This window comes from Limnobacter sp. G6BE5S (assembly GCF_058448965.1).
This window is the reverse complement of the sequence record NZ_JBZFLM010000006.1, coordinates 1-19,454: the sequence shown is the minus strand read 5'-3', so window position 1 is coordinate 19,454 and position 19,454 is coordinate 1. Positions and strand designations below refer to the sequence as shown.

The following is a 19,454-nucleotide window of genomic DNA, read 5'->3' as shown; positions in this document are numbered from 1 at the left end:
CCTTATTCTTCCAGCCAACTCAGCGGGGCTGCCCGATTCCTCACCGAAAACCGCTTCATCCCTTTTTGAATTCATTCTTGCTCACCTCGCTCGGCAAAACACATGGCCGAGTCTCGGTGTTGGCTAATCGCCAAACGCAGCGAATGAATCCAAACGGGGCGGTTTTCTTGAAGTTCGTAACAGGCAAACCCACTGCCGAGTTGGCCGAAGCACCGCCGTTGGCGAATCTTCCACACACTCCGCTAGGGCTCGGTTGCGTGATCAATCAGCATGGATGTCCCAATCGCCTCGCCTTCAAGAAAACCTGCCCTTGCGTGCCGAGCAGGGCCGGTGTTGCCCAGCATGGGCGACAGAGAACGATTCCGACCCGCTTTTTAGGAGGATCGTTATCAGGCATCGCAAGGCTCAGCAAGGGATAAACAGGTTTTCTGGCGAGAGATTGGGATTCGCGCTGATTGTGCAAGCGAACACGCTGATTGGGCGACGAGCACATGCCGCTTGAGTCGAACCCGCTTGCCACCCACAACCGTGTAAACTTCGACCATCCAATCCACGTTCACGTTGCATGCCCGAAATCACCGATTACACCGCCAAAGGTCTGTACAAACGCCTGCTTTCCTACAGCCTTCGTTACTGGCCGCTTTTCGCGACATCTTTAATTGCCCTGGTGTTCGCCGCTGTCACTGAGCCCTTGTTCGCCAGCCTCATGAAGCCGCTGATTGACGAGAATTTCTCGGGTCAGCGAACCGAAATGGCCAAGTGGTTGCCGGTCATTATCATCGTGTTGTTTCTGGTTCGCGGCTTGGCGACCTACATCAATGAATACTGCAGTGCCAAGCTGGCAGGCCTTGTGGTTCACGACTTGCGCTTTGACATGCTCTCCCGCATTTTGCGTTTCCCGAACTCCTATTTTGTCGAGCAACCCGCCGGAAAAATCATTTCTACGGTATCGACCAACGTGGACGCTGTGACCGAGGCGGGCTTCAACATCATCACCGTGCTGATTCGCGACGGTGCCATTGTCATCGGCCTCATGGCGATATTGCTTTACACCAACTGGCAACTCACCTTGATTTGTTTTGGTATCTTGCCGTTGATTGCAATCGGTGTGTCGGTGGCTGCCAAGCGCTTGAACCGCTTCGCGCACAGCGCTCAAACTTCCCATGCCGATTTGGTGCAAAGCATTTCAGAGGTGATCGGCGCTCAAAAAATCATCAAGATTTACGGTGCCCAAAAGGTTGAAACCGAGCGCTTCATGAAAAGTGCCGATGAGATCATGAAGTCGCGGGTAAAATTGGTGGCCACCAGCGCTGCCAACTCCGCAATTGTTCAGTGGATACTCGCCGCAGCCGTTGCAGCCGTGGTGTATTTCGCCGGTATTTTGGCTGAAAGCAATAGCATGACCGCGGGTGATTTCGCCTCGTTCATGACTGCCATGATGATGTTGCTGGCCCCGGTCAAGCGCCTCACCAATATTAACCAGCAACTTCAGAAAGGCCTGGCTGCGGCAGACAATGTATTCCGGGTTGTCGACCGTTCCATTGAAAACTCCAGCGGTACCCACACCACCGATCGGGCCCTCGGTTACATTGAATTCAACAAAGTGGGGCTGACCTTTCCCGGCGCAGAGGCACCCACGCTGATTGACATTAATTTGTGGGTAAAGCCTGGCCAAACCGTGGGCATTGTGGGTGTGTCGGGCGGTGGCAAGTCCACACTGATTAACCTGCTGCCCCGTTTTCTGGACCCCACAAGCGGCGTGGTGAAGCTGGACAGTGTCGATTTAAAACAATGGGATTTGCAGTGCCTTCGCCGCCAAATTGCAGTGGTAACCCAGGAAAGCCATTTGTTGAACGACACCGTGCGCAACAACATCGCTTATGGCGAAATGCGCGGTGCCAGCGATGAAGCCATTTTGAATGCCGCCCGCATGGCCAATGCCCTGCCTTTTATTGAAAAACTTGAAAATGGTCTGGATACGGTGCTGGGCGACAACGGACTGAGATTGTCTGGCGGCCAGCGCCAGCGGATTTCAATCGCACGGGCGTTCCTGAAAAATGCGCCCATTCTTATCCTCGATGAAGCCACGTCTGCACTCGATTCCGAAGCAGAGCGTGAAGTGCAAGAAGACATGGAACGTCTGCGCCACGGTCGAACCACTTTGGTGATTGCTCATCGATTGTCCACGCTGACCACGGCCGATTTCATTATTGTGCTGGATCAAGGCAAGTTGATAGAGCAGGGTACCCATCAGGAGTTGCTGGCAAGGCAGGGCAAATACCACTACCTGCATTCCATTCAAAATCAGTCCACAAGTTTATCCACTGACTGAATTACAACCTCAGTGGGAATGGCCGCCAGCAAACGCGTGGTGTAATCGGTATTGATGCTGTCGGGGTGGGGGAGTGGCCCAAAATCGCCAGCATAAATGACTGTGGCTTTGTCTGACCAAGGCCGCCATTCTTGTACCCACGAGGGGCCAAACAGCGCCACTTGCGGTACATTCAATGCCGCTGCCATGTGCATGGGGGCCGAATCTACGCCCACATAAAACTTGCTCAATTTCAACAAAGCCGCAAGCAAAGGCAGGCTCATTTGGCCACCCACATTCACCAGTTGGTTTGAGCCCGGCGAACGCTTGGTGCGTGCCAGCCGCTCAATCTCGGCGGTCATGGCCACTTCCACGGGGTCTGGGCTGCATGTCAGCACCACGTGTAAACCTTGGTTTAGCAAATGCACAACCACGTCAGCAAACTTGTCGTCTTCCCAGCATTTGAAGGGCCAGCGAGCAGCAGGGTGAATCAACACAAATGGTCCATTCACCTTGTGTTGGGCCAGCAGTTTGTCGGCTTTGTCCAGATTCTCGGGGCTCGGGCGCAACACCATTTCACCGCGCAGGCTGCGGGGGTTAATGCCCAAGGCTTGCAGGCACAGCAGGTTCAGCTCCACGGCGTGTGCTTGCCCGCGGGGTGGAGGTACCACGCGGTGCGTGAAACAAGCATGCCACAGGGCCTTGTCGCGTTTTGCATAGGCCATTTGCACGCGCACTGGTGCATTTGAAAAGCGCGCAATCAACGCACCAATCCATTGATCGGTTAAATGCACCACTGCATCGTAACTGGTGCGCCTCACTTGAAAAATCAGGCCAAGTTCGGCCTTCAACCTTGCAAAACCTTTCAGCTTCCGGTCAATGCACAGCACCCGGTTTAAGTGTGGATTGTTTTGCAACAGGGGCGTGGTTTCTTTGTAAATCAGCGTATCAACCTGTACGCCCGGGAATTGGTCGTGCAAGGCGTGGTACAAGGCCGTGGTTAACAGCACATCGCCGTGGTGCCTTAATTTAATCACCAAAATTTTCTGCAAAGTATTTCAACCCGGTATTGATTAGAGTGAATTCACGCCCATGCGTGTGCGGTGGCGCATTAAACTGACAAATGAACCAGCGCGAACGTTGAGCAAACACAGAGCGAATATAGACCGTGATTCCAACCAATTTTGTTTTCCAATTCAAATGACCAGCATTTTCTTCTCTGAAAGTTCCAAAAATATCGGTGGTCAAGAACTGCAATTGCTCGAGCAGGCGGTGGGCCTGAAAGCCAAAGGCTACACGCCTTATATATTGTGCCGACCAGGCAGCCGCATTTCTCAGGAGGCCTACAAGCTGGGTTTGAATGTTGAATTTGTGGCATTTCGCAACGCCATCCACCCTCCCAGTGTTTTAAGGCTGGCCAATTTGGTTCGGCAACACAAACCCGTAGCGGTGGTGTGCCACAGCAGCCACGATGCCAATTTGTGTTCCATCACCGTACACGCCTTGGCAAAAATTGGCTTGCTCAAGCCCCGGCCCACTTTAATCCGCATGCGCACCTACCAGCCTGGCCCGGCCAAAGCATTCACTTACAACCAAATGTTTGACCAAACTTTCACGCCCAGCCAGGCCCTGAAAGACCAACTGTTGCAAAACAGTGGGGTATTGCCCGAGAAGATCGGTGTTCTTTACCCCGGCATTGATTTTGAAAGTATCGCCGCCGCTGCGGCGCTAGGTTTGCCCCCTGAACTCGATGCGCGCTTGAGTGATTTGCAGCAGCGCCCTGTGATTGCCCATGCAGCCATGTTTCGAGTAGAGAAAGGGCACAGCTTCATGTTGCAGGTGGTGAAAGCTTTGCTCCCTCAGTTTCCGAACCTGTTGTATGTGGCAGCCGGCGAGGGTGAAACCCGCCAAGCCATAGAAACTGAGGCACAGCGTTTGGGCTTGGGTAAGCATGTGGTGCTGCCCGGCATGTTGAACCCAGTGGCACCGCTGATTAAACGTGCCGATGTATTGGTGATGCCTTCCAGTTATGAGCCCTTGGGCATGAGCCAAATTGAAGCTTTGGGTTTGGGTGTGCCTGTGGTGGTCAGCAATGTGGGTGGCCTGCCTGAAACAGTAAAAAGTGGTGTAACGGGCTATGTATGCCCGGCACCCCATGCGCCCGGTGCGCTGGATGCCTGGGTTCAAGCACTGGGTGCTGTGCTTGCCGAACCCCACAAAGCCCGTGACATGGCCGCGCTGGGGCGGCAAACGGTGCTGGCCCAGTTTGGCAAACAAAGCAATATCGATGGTTTGGTGGGCACCATTCAAACACCAAGGCTGGGTCGATCCTGATGCCTTCGGTTCAGCGAATCGTTGTGTGGTTTGGCCAAGGGCTGCACAATGCCTTGGCAGCACGCGCCGCCTTGGGGCAATTGCAAGTGGAGCACCCCGGTGCAGATTGGGTTTTGTTCGGCCCCCGCAGCAGCTTGTTTTTGTTTGAAATGGATGAGCGGGTGCCCGTGTACATTCCTTTGCGCACCCTAGAGCCGCGCCGCCCTGCGCAAACTCGCCTTTCTTATTACCTCGAAAAACGCGCCCAGTTTAAAAAGCTGCGCGGCTTGAAGCTTGATCTGTGTATTGGGATTTCTGCTTCGGTACCCTTGCCTGAATTGAACCTGCAAGCGGCCACGCAGTTTCAGCACGTGCAAAAAATGTTGGGTATCAGCGGAGATTTTATACAGCAAGAGTTATCGGATTTTCTGCAAGCTGAACGGCCTTCGTTGCAGGCTGGGCCCCAAGCCTTGGCTTATGCAACCCAGCTTTACCGCAAAACTTCACCCGGCCTGCCTAAGGCTGTGGCCTTGCTGTACGCAGAAGAAAATGCACCCGGTTTGGATATGCAATGGCAAGCCTTACACAGCAGCCTGGCCAAGCTAGATAGTAATGTGCACTTAACAGTGGCTGCAGTGATTGGGGAGAATCGCTTATTGGCCAGGCAATTAAACACCAGTCAGCCAGCTTGGCTACAACTGGCTTTGCCGCAAGCCATGGGCTTGATTGCGTACGCGGACCGAGTGATTACTTCTTCAGAAGTGATCACCCTAATTTGCGCCGAAATGGGCCGTTCAGACCGCCTCTTGTTGGTTAAAAGTCACAGTTAAGGCTTGGCTTTAGAAGCCACCCGCTTTGGGGTCGGCTTTACCTGGTTCTGAAATTCTAAGTTTTTCATTCGCAAGGCTTTTTGCGGTTCTCAAGGCGATTTTGGTGAATTGTTGATGTCATAAAACTATGGGTTTGATCAATTTCTCCTGTTGCACGTCAGCGACAAAAACACCAATTTCCCCATTCTCACACCACGATTTGGTTGGTCGGCCCAAGGGTCCCCGTGTACATTGTCTCTCGTGCCGCTAGAAATGGCGGCAAAGATTCAACCAACACTAATAAGGGTGAAATATGAACAAGAAGCTAGTAGCTGCTGCTCTGGGCCTGGCATTTGCCGCTCCAGTATTTGCTGATTCATCAAACGTAACTTTGTACGGTCGTATCCACCAGACTCTGGATCACCAGTCTGGCGAAACACGCACAGGCGGCGTAACTAACCAAGCCGGCGGCAGCTTCGTAGTAGAAGACGCTTCCTCACGTTTGGGCGTGCGCGGTGTTGAAGACTTGGGCGGTGGCCTGAGCGCAATTTTTGCCTACGAATTCGGTGTGACCACTGATGCAGTTGAGTCTGGCGCTGCCGGCGAAGCTGGTCCTATGTCTACACGTCACGCTTACTTGGGTTTGAAGGGTTCATACGGTTTGTTTGTAATCGGTTCACAAGACGGTGGTAACGATTCTCAAGCTCCTCTGTACAACCAAGCTTCTTTGATTGGTTCTGTGTCTAACAACGGTGGTCCTTTGACAACTGTTGGTGGTGGTGGTGCAATCGTATCAAACACATGGGCTATTCAGCGTCAACAGCGCGTAGGTAACTCCTTCGGCTACGCTGGTAACTTCGGCGGCGTACAAATCAGCGCCCGTCACTCCATGCAAGGCGACAACGACCAGTCTAACAACACAGCAACACTGGTTAAAGAAAACGATTTCCGCGCAACTGAAATCACAGCAACCTACAAGGTTGGTGCTTTGACTGTTGGTGGTGGTTTCGCTAACTTTGATCAGCAAGAACTGAACAACCCATTGGGTAACGGCGACATCGAGCGCACAATTCAGGGTGTTGCATCGTACAACTTCGGTGCCTTCACCGTTGCTGGTTTGGTGGCTCAGAACTCTTACGAAGCTCAAAACGCTGCTAACGGCGAAGACAGCGGTATCGAGTATGCATTGTCTGCAACTATGCCTTTGACTGCCAACTCTGGCCTGTTCGGTATGTACGGCTCCTCCGAGCGTTACGACCTGAACACAGAAGCACGTGAAAATACACAAGCTCAAATCGCTTACTACTACGATTTCAGCAAGCGTACACGTACATACGTTGGTTTCAACCGCGTAGAAAGCGAAGTTGAAGCATCAACTGTTGGTACAGCTGGTAACAAGACAGAGCGTGACAACTTCACAATTGGTCTGCGCCACAACTTCTAATTCAACGCCAGGCTTAGGCTTGGTTTGAATGCAAAGTTTGAAAAAGCCACCTTCGGGTGGCTTTTTCTATTTCAGCCAGCGCAACACCCTCATCCATTCGCACATAAAGCCGAAAAATCGGGCGAAAAAAAAGCACCTGGTTTATTCAGGTGCTTTTTTAACTCAACTCGGCTCTATTCAATCGAAGAACCAATTACTGCAAATTCATGTCCAGTTGTACGCCGCACAAGGTGCTGCTGTACCGTGTAGCGCTGCCACTGTTGCTCATGCAACCCAGTGAGGTGGTTTGAAGTTGGGTTTCGGATACTTTCAAGCCAAAAAACAAATCGGGGTATTTGTTGCCTTCTTCACGGCTTAGCTTGAATACCCAGTCTCCAGTACCCCATTGGGCGCCCATGGGGGCTTTGTTGCGGTCCTGGTTCAGTCTGAACCCATAGCCCAAGCCACCGTTCTCAGAACTGGTCCAGCGGCCCCATTTGCTTAACGGGTTTTGCCCATCGATATTCAATGTCACGCCGCCAGCTTGGGCACTGACCAAGGCGGGTGCCAGCAAAGGTGTTAGCACTAAGCAGGCGCAAATCAATGTTTTTTTCATGTTCTTATTCCCTTCAACAGCAGCAATTCAAGCAATTTGCGCTGTTTCGCATGCAAGGCTTTAATTATGCGCGTAATTTTGATGTGGATAAAGCGGGAGAAGGGTTGCCTTCACCCCGCCAAACCATTGATTTGAATCAGATATTTAAACCTGCTATTTGATGATTCTTGAATAAAAACAATAAGTTTCGGTGCTTAATTCTCAAGTCGCTTTAAGCCCAGTTTTTCAAATAACTTGGTGTCGCGTTCCAATTCCGGGTTGTCTGTTACCAACAGTTTTTCGCCGTAGAAAATTGAATTGGCACCCGCCAGGAAACAAAGCGCTTGGGTGCTCTCATTCATGCTTTCCCGGCCGGCTGACAAACGCACAAAACTGGTGGGCATGGTGATGCGGGCCACAGCAATGGTGCGTACAAAATCAAGCGGATCAATTTCGGCGTTGTCGGCCAATGGTGTGCCTTCAACTTTCACCAGGTTGTTGATGGGTACGCTTTCTGGTGGCTCGGCCATGTTGGCCAGTTGAGCGATCAAACCTGCGCGCTGGGTTACCGTTTCACCCAAACCCACAATGCCACCGCAACACACCTTGATGCCTGCATCACGAACGCGGTCTAGCGTGTCCAAGCGGTCTTGGTAAGTGCGGGTGCTGATAATGTCGCCATAAAAATCGGGCGAGGTGTCCAGATTGTGGTTGTAGTAATCAAGGCCAGCCTCTTGCAATTGCTTGGCTTGGTGTTCTTTCAGCATGCCCAGGGTAACGCAGGTTTCCAGCCCCATGGCTTTCACAGCGGTCACCATTTCGCCCACCGCATCAACCTGGTGGTCTTTGGGGCTGCGCCATGCAGCACCCATGCAAAAACGTGTGGCGCCTTTGTCTTTGGCGGCTTGGGCGGCTTTCAGCACTTCCTCAATGGGCATCAGCTTTTCAGCTTCAACACCAGTGTTGTACTTGGCCGATTGGGGACAGTAACCGCAGTCTTCAGGGCAGCCGCCGGTTTTAATGGAAAGCAGGGTGGAAAGTTGCACGGTGTTGGCATCGAAATGCTCACGGTGTACCTGTTGCGCCTTGAAAATAAGGTCATTGAAAGGCAGGGCGAACAAGGCTTCAATGGCCTCTACGCTCCAACGCTGAGTATCCACGGTGGGTGGGGCTGTTTTCTTGTTTTCAACCCAGGTAATTTGGCTTTCCATGTGCATCCTTCAGAACAATTCGCTTCCGGGGCCAGGTGCAATCAGGCTGCCCCAGCGTTTTAATACTTGCATCAGTGTTTGGTAGGCGTTCTCGAGTGTTTCGGGTGTGGTGCAATAAGGTGGCACCCAATACACGGTGTTGCCCAAGGGGCGCACCACAATGCCCAATTCGAGAAACGTTTGGCGTATCCATTGACTCGCGCTTGAACCATACTGACTGTGACTGGATTTTAGCTCAAAGGCCGCCACGGTGCCGCACACGCGCGGGTTTTCAATCAGGGGGTGGCAAGCCAAGGTGGGTAACCAACGTTGATGTGTGGCTTCAATGCGCTGAATATTTGCCCAGGTTTTTTCTTCATCGAACAAGGCAAGGCTGGCCAGGGCCGCAGCGCAACCCAGTGGGTTGGCGGTGTAGGAATGGCCGTGCAGCAAGGCGTTGCCCACCTTGTCGCTTAAAAATGCATCGTACACAGCCTGGCTGGTGAGGGTAGCCGCCATGGGCATGAAGCCCCCTGTAAGCCCTTTTGAAATGCAAATAATATCGGCTTGCCCGCCGAACTGAGCCACCTGCTCGGCGGCAAACAGGGTGCCGGTTCGGCCGAATGCGGTAAACACTTCATCGAAAATGACCAGCACACCGGCCGCTTCGCAGCGTTTGCACAATTCAGCCACGTGGGCTGGGCGCATGAATCGCATACCGCTGGCACCTTGAATCAAGGGCTCCAACACCAGGGCTGCAATGTCTCCGGCATTGTTGGCCAATAACTGGTCGAGTGCAGCCAGGGTCTCTTCTTCCGTGCAGGCGCAAACACCGATGGGTATGAAATCAACTTGAAATAGCCAAGGAGCGAATGGGTCGTAAAAACCGCTGGACTTGCCGGTGGCCATGGCACCGAAGGTGTCGCCGTGATAACCGCCTTCCAGCGCAATGATCCGTTTTTTGGTGGTCACGCCTTTGTTTTGCCAATATTGAAAGGCCATTTTCAGGGCCACTTCAATGGCAGTCGAACCATTGTCGGAATAAAACACTTTGGCCATGGGGGCTGGGGCACTCTTTACCAGGCGTTCAGCCAGTTGCACGGCGGGGGGGTGGGTTACACCGGCGAACATGACATGCTCCAGCTCTAGCGCTTGCCGGGCAATAGCCTTGGCAATCGCCGGGTTGCTGTGGCCATGAATGTTCACCCACCAGCTTGAAACAGCGTCAAAGTATTTGTGACCTTGTGCGTCAAACAGAAATTCGCTTTCACCACGTACCACTGCCAAGGGTGGCGCAGCGGTTTGCATTTGCGTAAACGGGTGCCAGCAGTATTGCGAATCCAGTTCAAGCAATTCGGTGTGGGTAAGTTGTTTCATAGGGGCTTACAAACTGCCTAGCGCGCGAATAAGCCGCTCTGGCATGCAAAATTCAGCCAGTGCCTGCGGGCTCAATTCATTGAAAACCGGCAATTCAGCCAACACCGGTACTTCGCCGAAATGTTCAATGGCTTCGCGGTTGGCTGGGTGTGTTTCACCCACCATCACCACGCCCAACACAGGCACGCCAGCAGCTTTCAAGGCCTGCAGTGAAAGGCAGGTGTGGTTAATTGTGCCAAGCCCGCTGCGGGCCACCAGCAGGGCGCAGCTGTTCAGGTGTTTCATCAGGTCGAGCATGGTGTCGCGCCAGTTCAAGGGTACCATGCACCCGCCGGCGCCTTCGATAATCAGTCGCTCTGCTTTGGGCAACACAAAGTCACTGAGCTGAATCTTTATGCCATCAATGTCTGCCGCCTGGTGGGGCGACAAGGGCTGGGTGAGGCGATACGTTTCCGGGTGCACTGTGCAGCCGCTCAAGCGAGCAATCCACTCGCTGTCGCTGCCACCGTCAAGCCCGCTTTGAACGGGTTTCCAGTAATCGGCTTGCCAGTGTTTGCACAACCAGGCGCTAGCGATTGTTTTACCGATGCCGGTGTCGGTGCCAGTCACAAACAAATGTTTCACGGCCGTTCCAGATAGTAAAAACCAATGTGGTAGTTCATGGTGCAGGCTTCGCCCAAGGCGGATATTACCTTGCGAAGGTTCACTGGCGTGTGGTTTACGCGGGGTTGGTCTGCACCAATGGCACGCAGGCTGCGTGCAAAGGAAAGCCCATCAGGATGATGGTCCAGAAAGTTTTTGGTGTGGTGTGCAGTGCTGGCGGCAATGCCCTCTGCAACCAGTGCGTTCAGGATGTTTTGCAAATCATCGTGGCTGGGCAAGGGCCGCAAGCCACTGGTTTGCCCCGTGTCCTCGTGCGCTACCTCCCAGGCTTGAAATGAGCCATCCAGCAACACACTGAATGCGATGGTATTGGACACCGAGAGCCAGCGTCGAATGGCCTCTTCAATGTTGCTGAACCATTGCGCGCACATGCCTGACACCAGCAGTGAATGGTTTGGAATCCACAGGTGTTCTACGGCCAGCTCCTCGCCATTGAGTAGGTGGGTGTGCAGGCGCTCAGTGGGGTACTTGCGCTTCAGCTCGGTGAGCATGCCTTGCGCCAAATCAACGGCATGCACGGCGCTTTGCGGAAATTTGTTCAACAAATGCTCGGTTAAAAAACCGGTGCCACTGCCCACATCGACGCAAGCCTTTGGGTTGAAATTGACCGGCAGCATTTGATCCAGCCACTGACCCAGATGTTGGGCTGAGTGTTTCTGCACGCGAGCATGGTGATCGTAATCGCGGGCAGCATCGGAAAAGCGGCTTGAGGCAGCCCGGGCTGAATTCGGTTTTCGCGGCAATGCGTTTTCAGACATTTCAATGTAGCTTGAAATTAATGCTGGCTAAGAAGGGGCAACAAGATGTCAGTATACCGCGCAGGGGCGGTGGCAATGCCTGCGTGCTCGGAAGCCAGTGTGTACAGCCCACGGTTTTGCTGTTTCAGTGTGGGATCGAAGCATTGCTGTGCCAGCGCGAGTGGCACTATTTCATCCCTGTTGCCGGCCCAGGCGTGCAATTCTGCACCATGGGAAAGGGCCTGTTGCAAGGCCTGTGTAGCGTTTAACGTTTGCATGCTGCGCAGGTCGGCCAACAAGGTTTGTTCGTTCAAAGTGGCCCAGTGCGCATCGTGCCCGCAGCGTTTGTGAAAGTCTGCCAATACCTCGGCCATATTCTGTTCGGCCTTGTGGATCATGCGGGCAAGCACCCGGTTGTTGGTGAAGTGCGTAAATCCGTGCAAGCTGAACAGGCTGTGCCAGCGCACTGAAAAATCAAGCAGTTTCGAAAACCCGAGCGAATGCCCGAGGCCCAGCCAGGGTACTTCGGCGTGGGCCAGTACTAGGCTGTGTAGCACTTCAGCGGGGTAGTGCACCCAAGGGCTCTGGTTGTTGATCCCCTGTGTGTAAATCATCAGACCTTGCCGGGCTTGCTCGGGAAAATAGCCTGCTTCCAGGCAGACAAACAAGGTGGTGTTGCGTGTATTTGCTGGCAGGGCATTGAGCAAGGCGTTGAAAAAACGGTGGTTGTAGCCCCAGCCGTGGGCCATGAACAGCACTTGTGTAATTTCGGGCTGCTTCATGCGCTCACCTTCCAGTGGGTGAGCGCGTGCAGCAGTTGCTCATACACGGCTTGCTGGTGGCCTGTGTTGAGTGCAAGTCGAACTCGCGCAGCATTGGGCGGTACCGTGGGCGGGCGCACTGCCGAGCATCGAATGCCCGCTTGCTGCAAATGGGCTTTGAGTTCGAGGCATGCGGTGTTGCTGCCCACCACCAGGGGCACAATGTGGGTGTTCGATAACCCCGTGTCGAACCCCTGTTCATGTGCGCGGCTGCGCAGTGTTTCGGCGGCGGTGTGCAGCGCGCACCGTTCTTTGTTCAGGTTTGGAATGATTTCCAAGGCTTTGCTGACCGCACCAATCACGAAAGGCGAGGGCGCGGTGGAATACACAAAGCCCGTGCAGCGATTGACCAGATATTGCTTGAATGTTTCGCTGCATGCGATGTAGGCACCGCTTACCCCCACTGCTTTGCTGAAGGTGCCCATGATCACCCAGTGCCCCATGGTTTTCAATGCATCAATGGCCGGGTGGGCCAGTGCGCCCAGGCCGCGGCCCTGTGGCCCCCACACGCCAGTGGCGTGCGCTTCGTCCAGATAAACCACCGCATTGTGTTGCAGGGCAATTTCAGCCAGTTGTTCTACGGGCAGCAAATCGCCTTCCATGCCAAATACGGTTTCTGACACGATGATTCGGGGTTGGGTGGAGTCGGCATGCTTGTTCAGCAATTCAGCCAGGTGTGCCATGTCGTTGTGACGAAACCGGACTTGCTTCACACCTGCCAATTGGCAAGCGTGGTGCAGGCTGGCGTGGTTCAAGCGGTCAGTAAAAACAAGGGGTTCAACGCCGCCCCACAGGCTTTTGTCCAGCAAGGCGGCAAGCCCGCTGGCATTGGTTTGGTAGCCGCTTGATAGCACCAGTGCTGCTTCGGCGTTTTTGAATTGCGCCACTTGAGCTTCCAGTGCTTCAAAACATTCCAGGTTGCCTGACAGCAAACGCGAGCCTGTTGCACCTGCGCCGTATTTCTTTGCACATTCATGGCCAGCCTCTACAAGGTCGCCACGCTGGGCCAGGCACAAATAATCGTTGCTGGAAAAGTCGAGTGCACGTCGGTCCATGGGGCAGGGCAGCAACACGCGCTTGCCGCTGTCTTGGGCCAGAAGTTCAAGGCGTTGTTGGCTGGCTTGGCTCAGGTTCATCGGCGTTCAGGTCAAAATAATGTCGTAGTGTTCCTGCACAAACAGATTATCAACTTGCAAGGTAATCGGCTTGCCCACAAATTCTTCCAGCATGCCCAGGTGTTGCGCCTCTTCTTCCAGAAACAGGTCGATCACGGCAGGGCTGGCAAGAATGCGAAATTCCTTGGGGTTGAACTGGCGGCTTTCCCGCACAATTTCCCGCATAATTTCGTAAGCCACAGTTTGTGCAGTTTTAACTTGCCCCTTGCCTTGGCAGCTGGGGCAGGGCTCACACAGCAAATGCGCCAGGCTTTCGCGGGTGCGTTTGCGGGTCATTTCCACCAGGCCCAGTGCAGAAAAATCAGTCACGCTGGTGCGGGCTCGGTCGCGGCCCAGCGCTTTTTGCAATTCGTTCAGCACCGCCTTTTTGTGTTCGTCGGTGCTCATGTCGATGAAGTCGATCACGATAATGCCACCCAAATTGCGCAGACGCAGTTGGCGTGCAATGGCATGTGCAGCTTCCAGATTGGTTTTAAAAACAGTTTCTTCAAAATTGCGTGCGCCAATAAAGCCGCCAGTGTTCACGTCGATGGTGGTGAGCGCTTCGGTTTGATCAATGATTACATAGCCGCCCGATTTCAATTCCACCCGTCGCCCAAGGGCCTTTTGCAACTCGTCTTCAATGTTGTACATCTCAAACAGTGGCCGTTCGCCCTGGTGTAGTTGCAGGCGGTCTTTGGTTTCCTGTGCGTAGGTTTCAGCGAAGGTCAGCAGGTTTTTCAGCGTTTCTTTCGAATCAACCAAAATTGCCTGCGTGTCCACGCTGACCAGGTCGCGCACCACGCGTTGGGCCATGGTCAGGTCTTCATAGATCAGGCTGGGCGCTGGCTTGGTGCGGGTCAACTCCAGCATTTCACGCCAGCGTGTGCGCAGGTAATTCACATCGGCAGTCAGCTCTTCATCGGTGGCTTCTTCTGCGTGGGTCCGAATGATGAAGCCGCCGGTATTTTCGGGCAGCAAGCGGGTTAATTTGGCGCGCAATTCCTCTCGCTCGCCTTCGTTTTCAATGCGCTGCGAAACGCCAATGTGTGGGTCTTGTGGTAGGTGCACCAGCATGCGGCCTGCCAGGCTGATTTGCGTGGTCAACCGTGCGCCTTTGGTACCTAGTGGGTCTTTGCTGACCTGCACAATGATGGTTTGCCCTTCAAACACCATTTTTTCTATGGCGGGTGGCGGGTTGCCGTTTTGTTTGGATTGGTGGTGGTTGTAGGTGCGGTGTTCCCACAGGTCGGCCACGTGCAAAAACGCGGCGCGTTCCAGCCCAATGTCCACAAACGCCGATTGCATGCCGGGTAGCACACGCACCACCTTGCCCAGGTACACATTGCCCACAATGCCGCGGGTGGACGTGCGCTCAATGTGAAGTTCTTGCACAGCACCATGCTGAACTATGGCCACGCGCGTTTCCTGCGGTGTCACGTTCACCAGTATTTGTTCGTTGATCATCTTTTGCTTCTTGGGTATTAATCGATTCTTGTTGCGGCCTGGGCCGCTGTTTGGATGTGGCGTATCAATTCGCTCGTTTCAAACAGTGGTAAACCCATAATGCCAGAATGACTGCCCGAAATGTGACGAACGTATTGCCCTGCGATCCCTTGAATGCCGTAAGCACCCGCTTTGTCGAAAGGTTCGCCGCTTGCAATGTAGGCGTGGATGAAGGTTTCAGGAAGTATTGCAAACTCAACATGTGATGTTTGCGCTGTGTTTGCCGCGGCTGTGGCGGTGCCATGTGTGTTTAACCACGCACCCGCCACGGCGGTGTGAACTTCGTGGGTGGTGTTGGAAAGACTTTGCAGCATTTGAAACGCTTCTGCTGCATTTTGCGGTTTGCCCAGAATGGTGTTGTTCAGCGCCACGGTGGTGTCGGCTGCCAGAACCAGTCCACTTAATTGTTGAGCACGCATCGCTTCAAGGGCTGCATTCAGTTTCAGTTGTGTAACGCGTTGCACATACCGCAGTGGGTCTTCATGCTCGAATGGTGCCTCCAGCGCTTCTGCTTCCGGGCTGTTTTGGGCCAGAAATACGTTCACATCCAAACCCAGGGTTTGCAGCAATTCCAGGCGGCGTGGGCTGCGTGAGGCAAGCCATACTGTGGTGGGCAAACTGCTGTGTTTTGGGCGAACCGGTGTGTTCATGGTGCAAATTTATTCCCGGTGGTAAGGGTGTCCAATGGTAATGGAAAATGCGCGGTACAAAGCTTCCACCAATAAAACACGGGCCAGTGCATGGGGCAGGGTAAGGTCGGAAAGCCGCCACATGCCTTGGCATTGTTTTTTCAGGGTTTCGTCCAGGCCATCGGCGCTGCCAATCAGCAGGCACAGGATTTCACTGCTGTTGTGCCATTTTTGAAGCTGCTCAGCAAGGGCCTTGCTGGTGTGGCGCTCGCCCCTTTCATCCAGCGCAAGCACACGGGCGCCGCCGGGTATGGCCGCACGAATGCGCTCGGCTTCCTTGGCGAGAATTTGGTCCACAGGCTTGCCCGCAGAACGGTCTTCAGGTTTTAGTTCTTTGATGGTCAGTTTCCAGTCGTTCGGGAAACGTTTCTGGAACTGATCAACCGCTTGTTGCGCCCATGGCTCGATTTTGTGAGACAGGGCGATGACGTGGATTTTCAAAGCGAAGCGAAAATCTTAGTTGTACTGGCTTGAATAGGCCTCGGCCTGCTGCGGGAAATAATCCACGCCGGGCATTGGTTTGCTCAGGCTGTGCGGGTTCAACTTCACGCGCACGGGCTTGCCACCCCAAATTTCTTCCAGATTGTAGTATTCGCGGATGGCGGGTTGCATCAAATGCACCACCACATCGCCCAGGTCGACCAGTACCCATTCGCCGGTGTCTTCACCTTCGGTACTGAGCACTTCGCCACCGTTTTCCTTGGTTTTCTCGCGAACGTTGTTGGCCAAAGCGCGTGTTTGGCGGTTTGAAGAGGCTGAGGCAATGATGACCCGGTCAAAAACACCGGTAAGGTGGGTCGTGTCGAAAACGGCGATGTCTTGTGCTTTGATGTCTTCGAGGGCGTCAATCACGACGCGCTGCAGTTTACGCAATTCCATGCAATTCCAAAGGTTTGTTAATTGCCTGAATTCTAACAACTTTCAGGGCTGGGCGCGACCATAAACTGGGTGCTTGAGCAGGTACTTGAACACAGCGGCGGGCAGGTTGGCTTCCAGCTTGAATCGGGCGGTCTCGGCCATTTCTGTGTTGGGCGAGGCCAACAGCTCGAACTGCCTGCGAATTTGGGTTGAACTGACATTCACGCTGGGCATTGGGATTCGGAACAGGCGGTCTTGCAGCAAGTGTCGTTTTAAAGCCTCGGGTACCTTGAATTCGCCCCACTGGCTGCGTTCAACCACGCCGATGCGGGCGTAATCAAACAGGCTTTGCCAGTGTTTCCAGCTGGTCAGGTTGTCCAGTTGGTCGGCACCAATGACAAAGAAAAACTTGTGGTTGGGGTGCAGGTCGGTCAACTTTTCCAGTGTGTCGGCCGTGTAGGTGGGGCCTTGGTGTTCAATTTCGAATGGCTCTACCCGCCAGGAATGTACGCCTTCAATGGCCAGTTCAACCAGTTTTTTGCGAGTGTCAGCAGGCGCAATGTCTGCATTGGGCTTCTGCCAAGGCTGACCTGTAGGCATGAACCACACTTCATCGGCCATGCACTGGGCTTGGGCCGAGCGCGCCATTTGCAAATGCCCCATGTGGATGGGGTTGAAGGTGCCGCCGATGATGCAGATTTGCCGTGTGGGCATGGGATTGGGGTTGTAAGTGAGGACTGTTAGAAGTCTAACTGACTACGTGCATTGCCTGTACACACTTAACTGCATATTTCAAGGCGTGTTGTTGCCAATATCGCGAGAGTTTTATGGTGTTTGATTCACTGAAACAGATTTTTGTGCGCTGTCATCGAATGGCACTTCCAGTTGATATTTCACCAAAGATATAAGCGAGCAAATTGTTGCCGATGTTCACTCTCGGTATTTACCCATAGAAATGGTGACCAAGTACCCTTTGTTGTCTGGATATCGGTTGTCTTCATAGCAGGTAATCACCACCATAAGTTGATACAACTTCCCTGCGTTCCAGTGGGTGCTTAGGGCCGCGCATTTTTTTAGCGCTTCATGCCAAACCGGAGTGTTGTCGTAAGCAGGAAACTCCTGGGGTTCATCCAGATCCCAGCCCGATTTTCTCCACTGGTTTTGCAGATCCAAAACAATGTCCAAGGCTTCTTGAAGTGGAAGTGGTTCGACTTGGGGGGACATTCGTACACCGTCAATATTGCCTTTGTCATCGAATCCGACAGTAAAAAATTTTGCTGCGGGAGTTTTGAATCCATGGCTAGGGTCTGCAAAACGCATGTAAGACAACTGTTTGGGTTGGCGATACCAATGACGGCCCTCATAAATAGGACCAATCTCAGCAGTTGATCTGGCCTGCATGTCTTTCCAAGGCTCACCAATAATCAAGGCGATTTCCTTGGCGGGGGTAAGCAGTTCGGCTGCTTTGCAAGCGCCGATCACAAGCAGTGTTGTTGCTAATACGGCCAGAATTTTGTTGTCTCGAATCCGCCGAAACAGTTTGCTGTTATATGTCATCAATTGCTTAATGCCATGGTTTACCCATGGACAAACTAATCAAAAAACGCTGTTCATCGGGATATCTTTCATCTTTATAGCAAGACATGATGAGCATGATTTGATATTTGCCTTTAACTTCCCAATAGGTGGAGTCAGGGGCACAACGCGTCATTTTCTCAATCAGCGAAGCAGAGTTTTCATAAGGTGGGTTTTCATCGGGATACATCACCTCCCACCCAGACTTCCCCCACTGGTTTTGCAGATCCAAAACAATGTCCAAGGCTTCCTGAAGTGGCAGTGGTTCAACTTGAGGGGACATTCGGACAGAACGAATTGAGGCATCGTCGTCAAACGAGACAGTAAAAAACTTGGCCGGTGGTGTTGTGAATCCGAATTTGGGATCTGCGAATCTTAAATAGGCCAGTTCTTCAGGTACTCGGTACCAAATTTCATTGGGTATATTGTCAGCGATTTTCGCGCTTGACCTGGCCTGCATGTCCTTCCAAGGCTCACCAATAATCAGGGCGATTTCCTTGGCTGGCGTTAGCAGTTCGGCTGCTTTGCCAGCGCCAACAACGAGTAGTGTTGCCGACAATACAGCGAGAATTTTGTGGTGTCTGATCCACTGAATCAGCTTGCTGTACACTTTCATCGAATAGCACTTCCATTTGAAATTTCGCCAATACTTTGTTCAATCAAGTGCCGGTTTCCGCTTTTTAACAGATTGTGGAATTGCTTTGCTGCGCGCAACACGAAGGGCATGCGTTCATCCAGATTGGCCAGATTTGCAAAGGCACTGGTGCTGAATTCAATGCTGCGGCCATCTTGCAAAGGGGCACACTGGTTTGCCAGTGTTAGTTGAACAGGTTGTTCAAGCCCTGTTGAAATTTTGGTGACATAGGCCAGTGAACTGGCCGCCTGGTTACTTTGCAACAACCCGCGCATCAAGAAGTCTTCGTAAATGGCAGGTTGAAGAATATTCTTTTGCTCATGACGAGCCAATAAATCTATACTTCTGAAGTTATCCCCTGCTTCAATGGCTTCGAATGCAGGAATAATTTCTGGATGATCCACACCAAATTTCACTTTCTCCGGAATTGGCCAAAGAATCGGAAACTTCGGATTTTGATCAATTTTCTGCCTCGCTTTTATGCATTTCTTCATCTCAACAATTCCCCGCTTTTTGTAAAACATGTGCAGCGGGTAAATGTCTAGAAACAAGGCGGTGTTGCCCAAGGCCAGCGTGTCAAACACATATTGCATCGACACTTCTGCGCCTTCCATGCCACCGCGTACACCGGCAGATCCAATTTTCGCGCCCGGTGGTACCCAAGGCTTTCGTTCAATGTTCTCCAGTTCGCGCTGGGTGCGGTTAGAGCAGGCCTCGGAAATTCGGACAGGTGGATAAAAGATGACAGCTCTGCTTTTTGGGCCAACAATATTGGCCAGAAAAGGAGAAATCATGAGTC

General features: G+C 52.9%; 21 protein-coding genes. 5 read left to right on the top strand and 16 right to left on the bottom strand.

What is annotated here, in order from left to right:
- Window positions 1–565 precede the first annotated feature (565 nt).
- Entirely contained in the window at window positions 566–2,332 is a 1,767-nt protein-coding gene (gene msbA, locus ACVL1J_RS11555; protein ID WP_341237599.1) for a lipid A export permease/ATP-binding protein MsbA, read from the top strand.
- Here msbA and rfaQ read toward each other — a convergent pair.
- Window positions 2,305–3,348: a putative lipopolysaccharide heptosyltransferase III gene (gene rfaQ, locus ACVL1J_RS11550; protein WP_341237610.1), complete on the bottom strand. Its 1,044-nt coding sequence runs from the start codon at window positions 3,346–3,348 to the stop codon at window positions 2,305–2,307. The two genes, msbA and rfaQ, sit on opposite strands and share 28 nt — an antisense overlap.
- Before the next feature lie 163 nt (window positions 3,349–3,511).
- On the opposite strand from rfaQ, the gene ACVL1J_RS11545 reads away from it, so the two are divergent.
- From ACVL1J_RS11545 to ACVL1J_RS11535, 3 genes are all read left to right on the top strand, one after another.
- Entirely contained in the window at window positions 3,512–4,645 is a 1,134-nt protein-coding gene (locus ACVL1J_RS11545; RefSeq protein ID WP_341237600.1) for a glycosyltransferase family 4 protein, read from the top strand.
- Entirely contained in the window at window positions 4,645–5,454 is an 810-nt protein-coding gene (locus ACVL1J_RS11540; protein WP_008249663.1) for a hypothetical protein, read from the top strand. The genes ACVL1J_RS11545 and ACVL1J_RS11540 overlap by 1 nt, the downstream gene beginning before the upstream one ends.
- A 292-nt stretch (window positions 5,455–5,746) precedes the next feature.
- Window positions 5,747–6,877, top strand: coding sequence for a porin (locus ACVL1J_RS11535; RefSeq protein ID WP_341237601.1), 1,131 nt, complete (start codon window positions 5,747–5,749; stop codon window positions 6,875–6,877).
- Window positions 6,878–7,070: 193 nt separating this feature from the next.
- Here ACVL1J_RS11535 and ACVL1J_RS11530 read toward each other — a convergent pair whose 3' ends face one another.
- Window positions 7,071–7,472 (bottom strand): hypothetical protein, encoded by a 402-nt coding sequence (locus tag ACVL1J_RS11530; protein WP_008249669.1) that lies wholly within the window; start codon window positions 7,470–7,472, stop codon window positions 7,071–7,073.
- Here ACVL1J_RS11530 and ACVL1J_RS11525 point away from each other — a divergent pair.
- Entirely contained in the window at window positions 7,460–7,633 is a 174-nt protein-coding gene (locus ACVL1J_RS11525; RefSeq protein WP_008249670.1) for a hypothetical protein, read from the top strand. The genes ACVL1J_RS11530 and ACVL1J_RS11525 overlap by 13 nt on opposite strands.
- 33 nt (window positions 7,634–7,666) lie before the next feature.
- Here ACVL1J_RS11525 and bioB read toward each other — a convergent pair whose 3' ends face one another.
- The 14 genes from bioB to ACVL1J_RS11455 all read right to left on the bottom strand — a co-directional run.
- Window positions 7,667–8,662: a biotin synthase BioB gene (gene bioB, locus ACVL1J_RS11520; protein WP_040512726.1), complete on the bottom strand. Its 996-nt coding sequence runs from the start codon at window positions 8,660–8,662 to the stop codon at window positions 7,667–7,669.
- A 9-nt stretch (window positions 8,663–8,671) separates the two neighbouring features.
- Complete coding sequence (bioA, locus tag ACVL1J_RS11515; protein WP_008249674.1) at window positions 8,672–10,018, bottom strand: adenosylmethionine--8-amino-7-oxononanoate transaminase; 1,347 nt, start codon at window positions 10,016–10,018, stop codon at window positions 8,672–8,674.
- Between the two features lie 6 nt (window positions 10,019–10,024).
- Window positions 10,025–10,642 carry a dethiobiotin synthase gene (bioD, locus tag ACVL1J_RS11510; protein WP_008249676.1) on the bottom strand — a complete coding sequence of 206 codons (618 nt, stop codon included), beginning with the start codon at window positions 10,640–10,642 and terminating at the stop codon, window positions 10,025–10,027.
- Entirely contained in the window at window positions 10,639–11,439 is an 801-nt protein-coding gene (locus ACVL1J_RS11505; RefSeq protein WP_008249677.1) for a methyltransferase domain-containing protein, read from the bottom strand. Before ACVL1J_RS11505 ends, bioD begins: the two co-directional genes overlap by 4 nt.
- Before the next feature lie 17 nt (window positions 11,440–11,456).
- Window positions 11,457–12,200: a hypothetical protein gene (locus tag ACVL1J_RS11500; protein WP_341237602.1), complete on the bottom strand. Its 744-nt coding sequence runs from the start codon at window positions 12,198–12,200 to the stop codon at window positions 11,457–11,459.
- Window positions 12,197–13,375 (bottom strand): aminotransferase class I/II-fold pyridoxal phosphate-dependent enzyme, encoded by a 1,179-nt coding sequence (locus ACVL1J_RS11495; RefSeq protein ID WP_341237603.1) that lies wholly within the window; start codon window positions 13,373–13,375, stop codon window positions 12,197–12,199. Before ACVL1J_RS11495 ends, ACVL1J_RS11500 begins: the two co-directional genes overlap by 4 nt.
- Window positions 13,376–13,381: 6 nt before the next feature.
- Complete coding sequence (gene rng / locus ACVL1J_RS11490; RefSeq protein WP_341237611.1) at window positions 13,382–14,857, bottom strand: ribonuclease G; 1,476 nt, start codon at window positions 14,855–14,857, stop codon at window positions 13,382–13,384.
- Window positions 14,858–14,877: 20 nt separating this feature from the next.
- Window positions 14,878–15,549, bottom strand: a complete 672-nt coding sequence (locus ACVL1J_RS11485; RefSeq protein WP_341237604.1) for a Maf family protein — start codon at window positions 15,547–15,549, stop codon at window positions 14,878–14,880.
- Window positions 15,550–15,558: 9 nt separating this feature from the next.
- Window positions 15,559–16,029, bottom strand: coding sequence for a 23S rRNA (pseudouridine(1915)-N(3))-methyltransferase RlmH (gene rlmH, locus ACVL1J_RS11480; protein WP_341237605.1), 471 nt, complete (start codon window positions 16,027–16,029; stop codon window positions 15,559–15,561).
- Between the two features lie 15 nt (window positions 16,030–16,044).
- A complete protein-coding gene (gene rsfS, locus ACVL1J_RS11475; protein WP_341237606.1) occupies window positions 16,045–16,467 on the bottom strand; it encodes a ribosome silencing factor in 423 nt (140 codons plus the stop codon).
- A gap of 42 nt (window positions 16,468–16,509) precedes the next feature.
- Window positions 16,510–17,160, bottom strand: a complete 651-nt coding sequence (nadD, locus tag ACVL1J_RS11470; protein WP_341237607.1) for a nicotinate-nucleotide adenylyltransferase — start codon at window positions 17,158–17,160, stop codon at window positions 16,510–16,512.
- 216 nt (window positions 17,161–17,376) lie between these two features.
- Window positions 17,377–18,003 (bottom strand): hypothetical protein, encoded by a 627-nt coding sequence (locus tag ACVL1J_RS11465; RefSeq protein ID WP_341237608.1) that lies wholly within the window; start codon window positions 18,001–18,003, stop codon window positions 17,377–17,379.
- Window positions 18,004–18,010: 7 nt separating this feature from the next.
- Window positions 18,011–18,637: a hypothetical protein gene (locus ACVL1J_RS11460; RefSeq protein ID WP_341237609.1), complete on the bottom strand. Its 627-nt coding sequence runs from the start codon at window positions 18,635–18,637 to the stop codon at window positions 18,011–18,013.
- Window positions 18,634–19,454, bottom strand: an 821-nt coding sequence (locus ACVL1J_RS11455; protein ID WP_491665344.1) for a DUF2515 family protein, incomplete at its 5' end; no start/stop codon positions are given. The genes ACVL1J_RS11460 and ACVL1J_RS11455, both read right to left, overlap by 4 nt.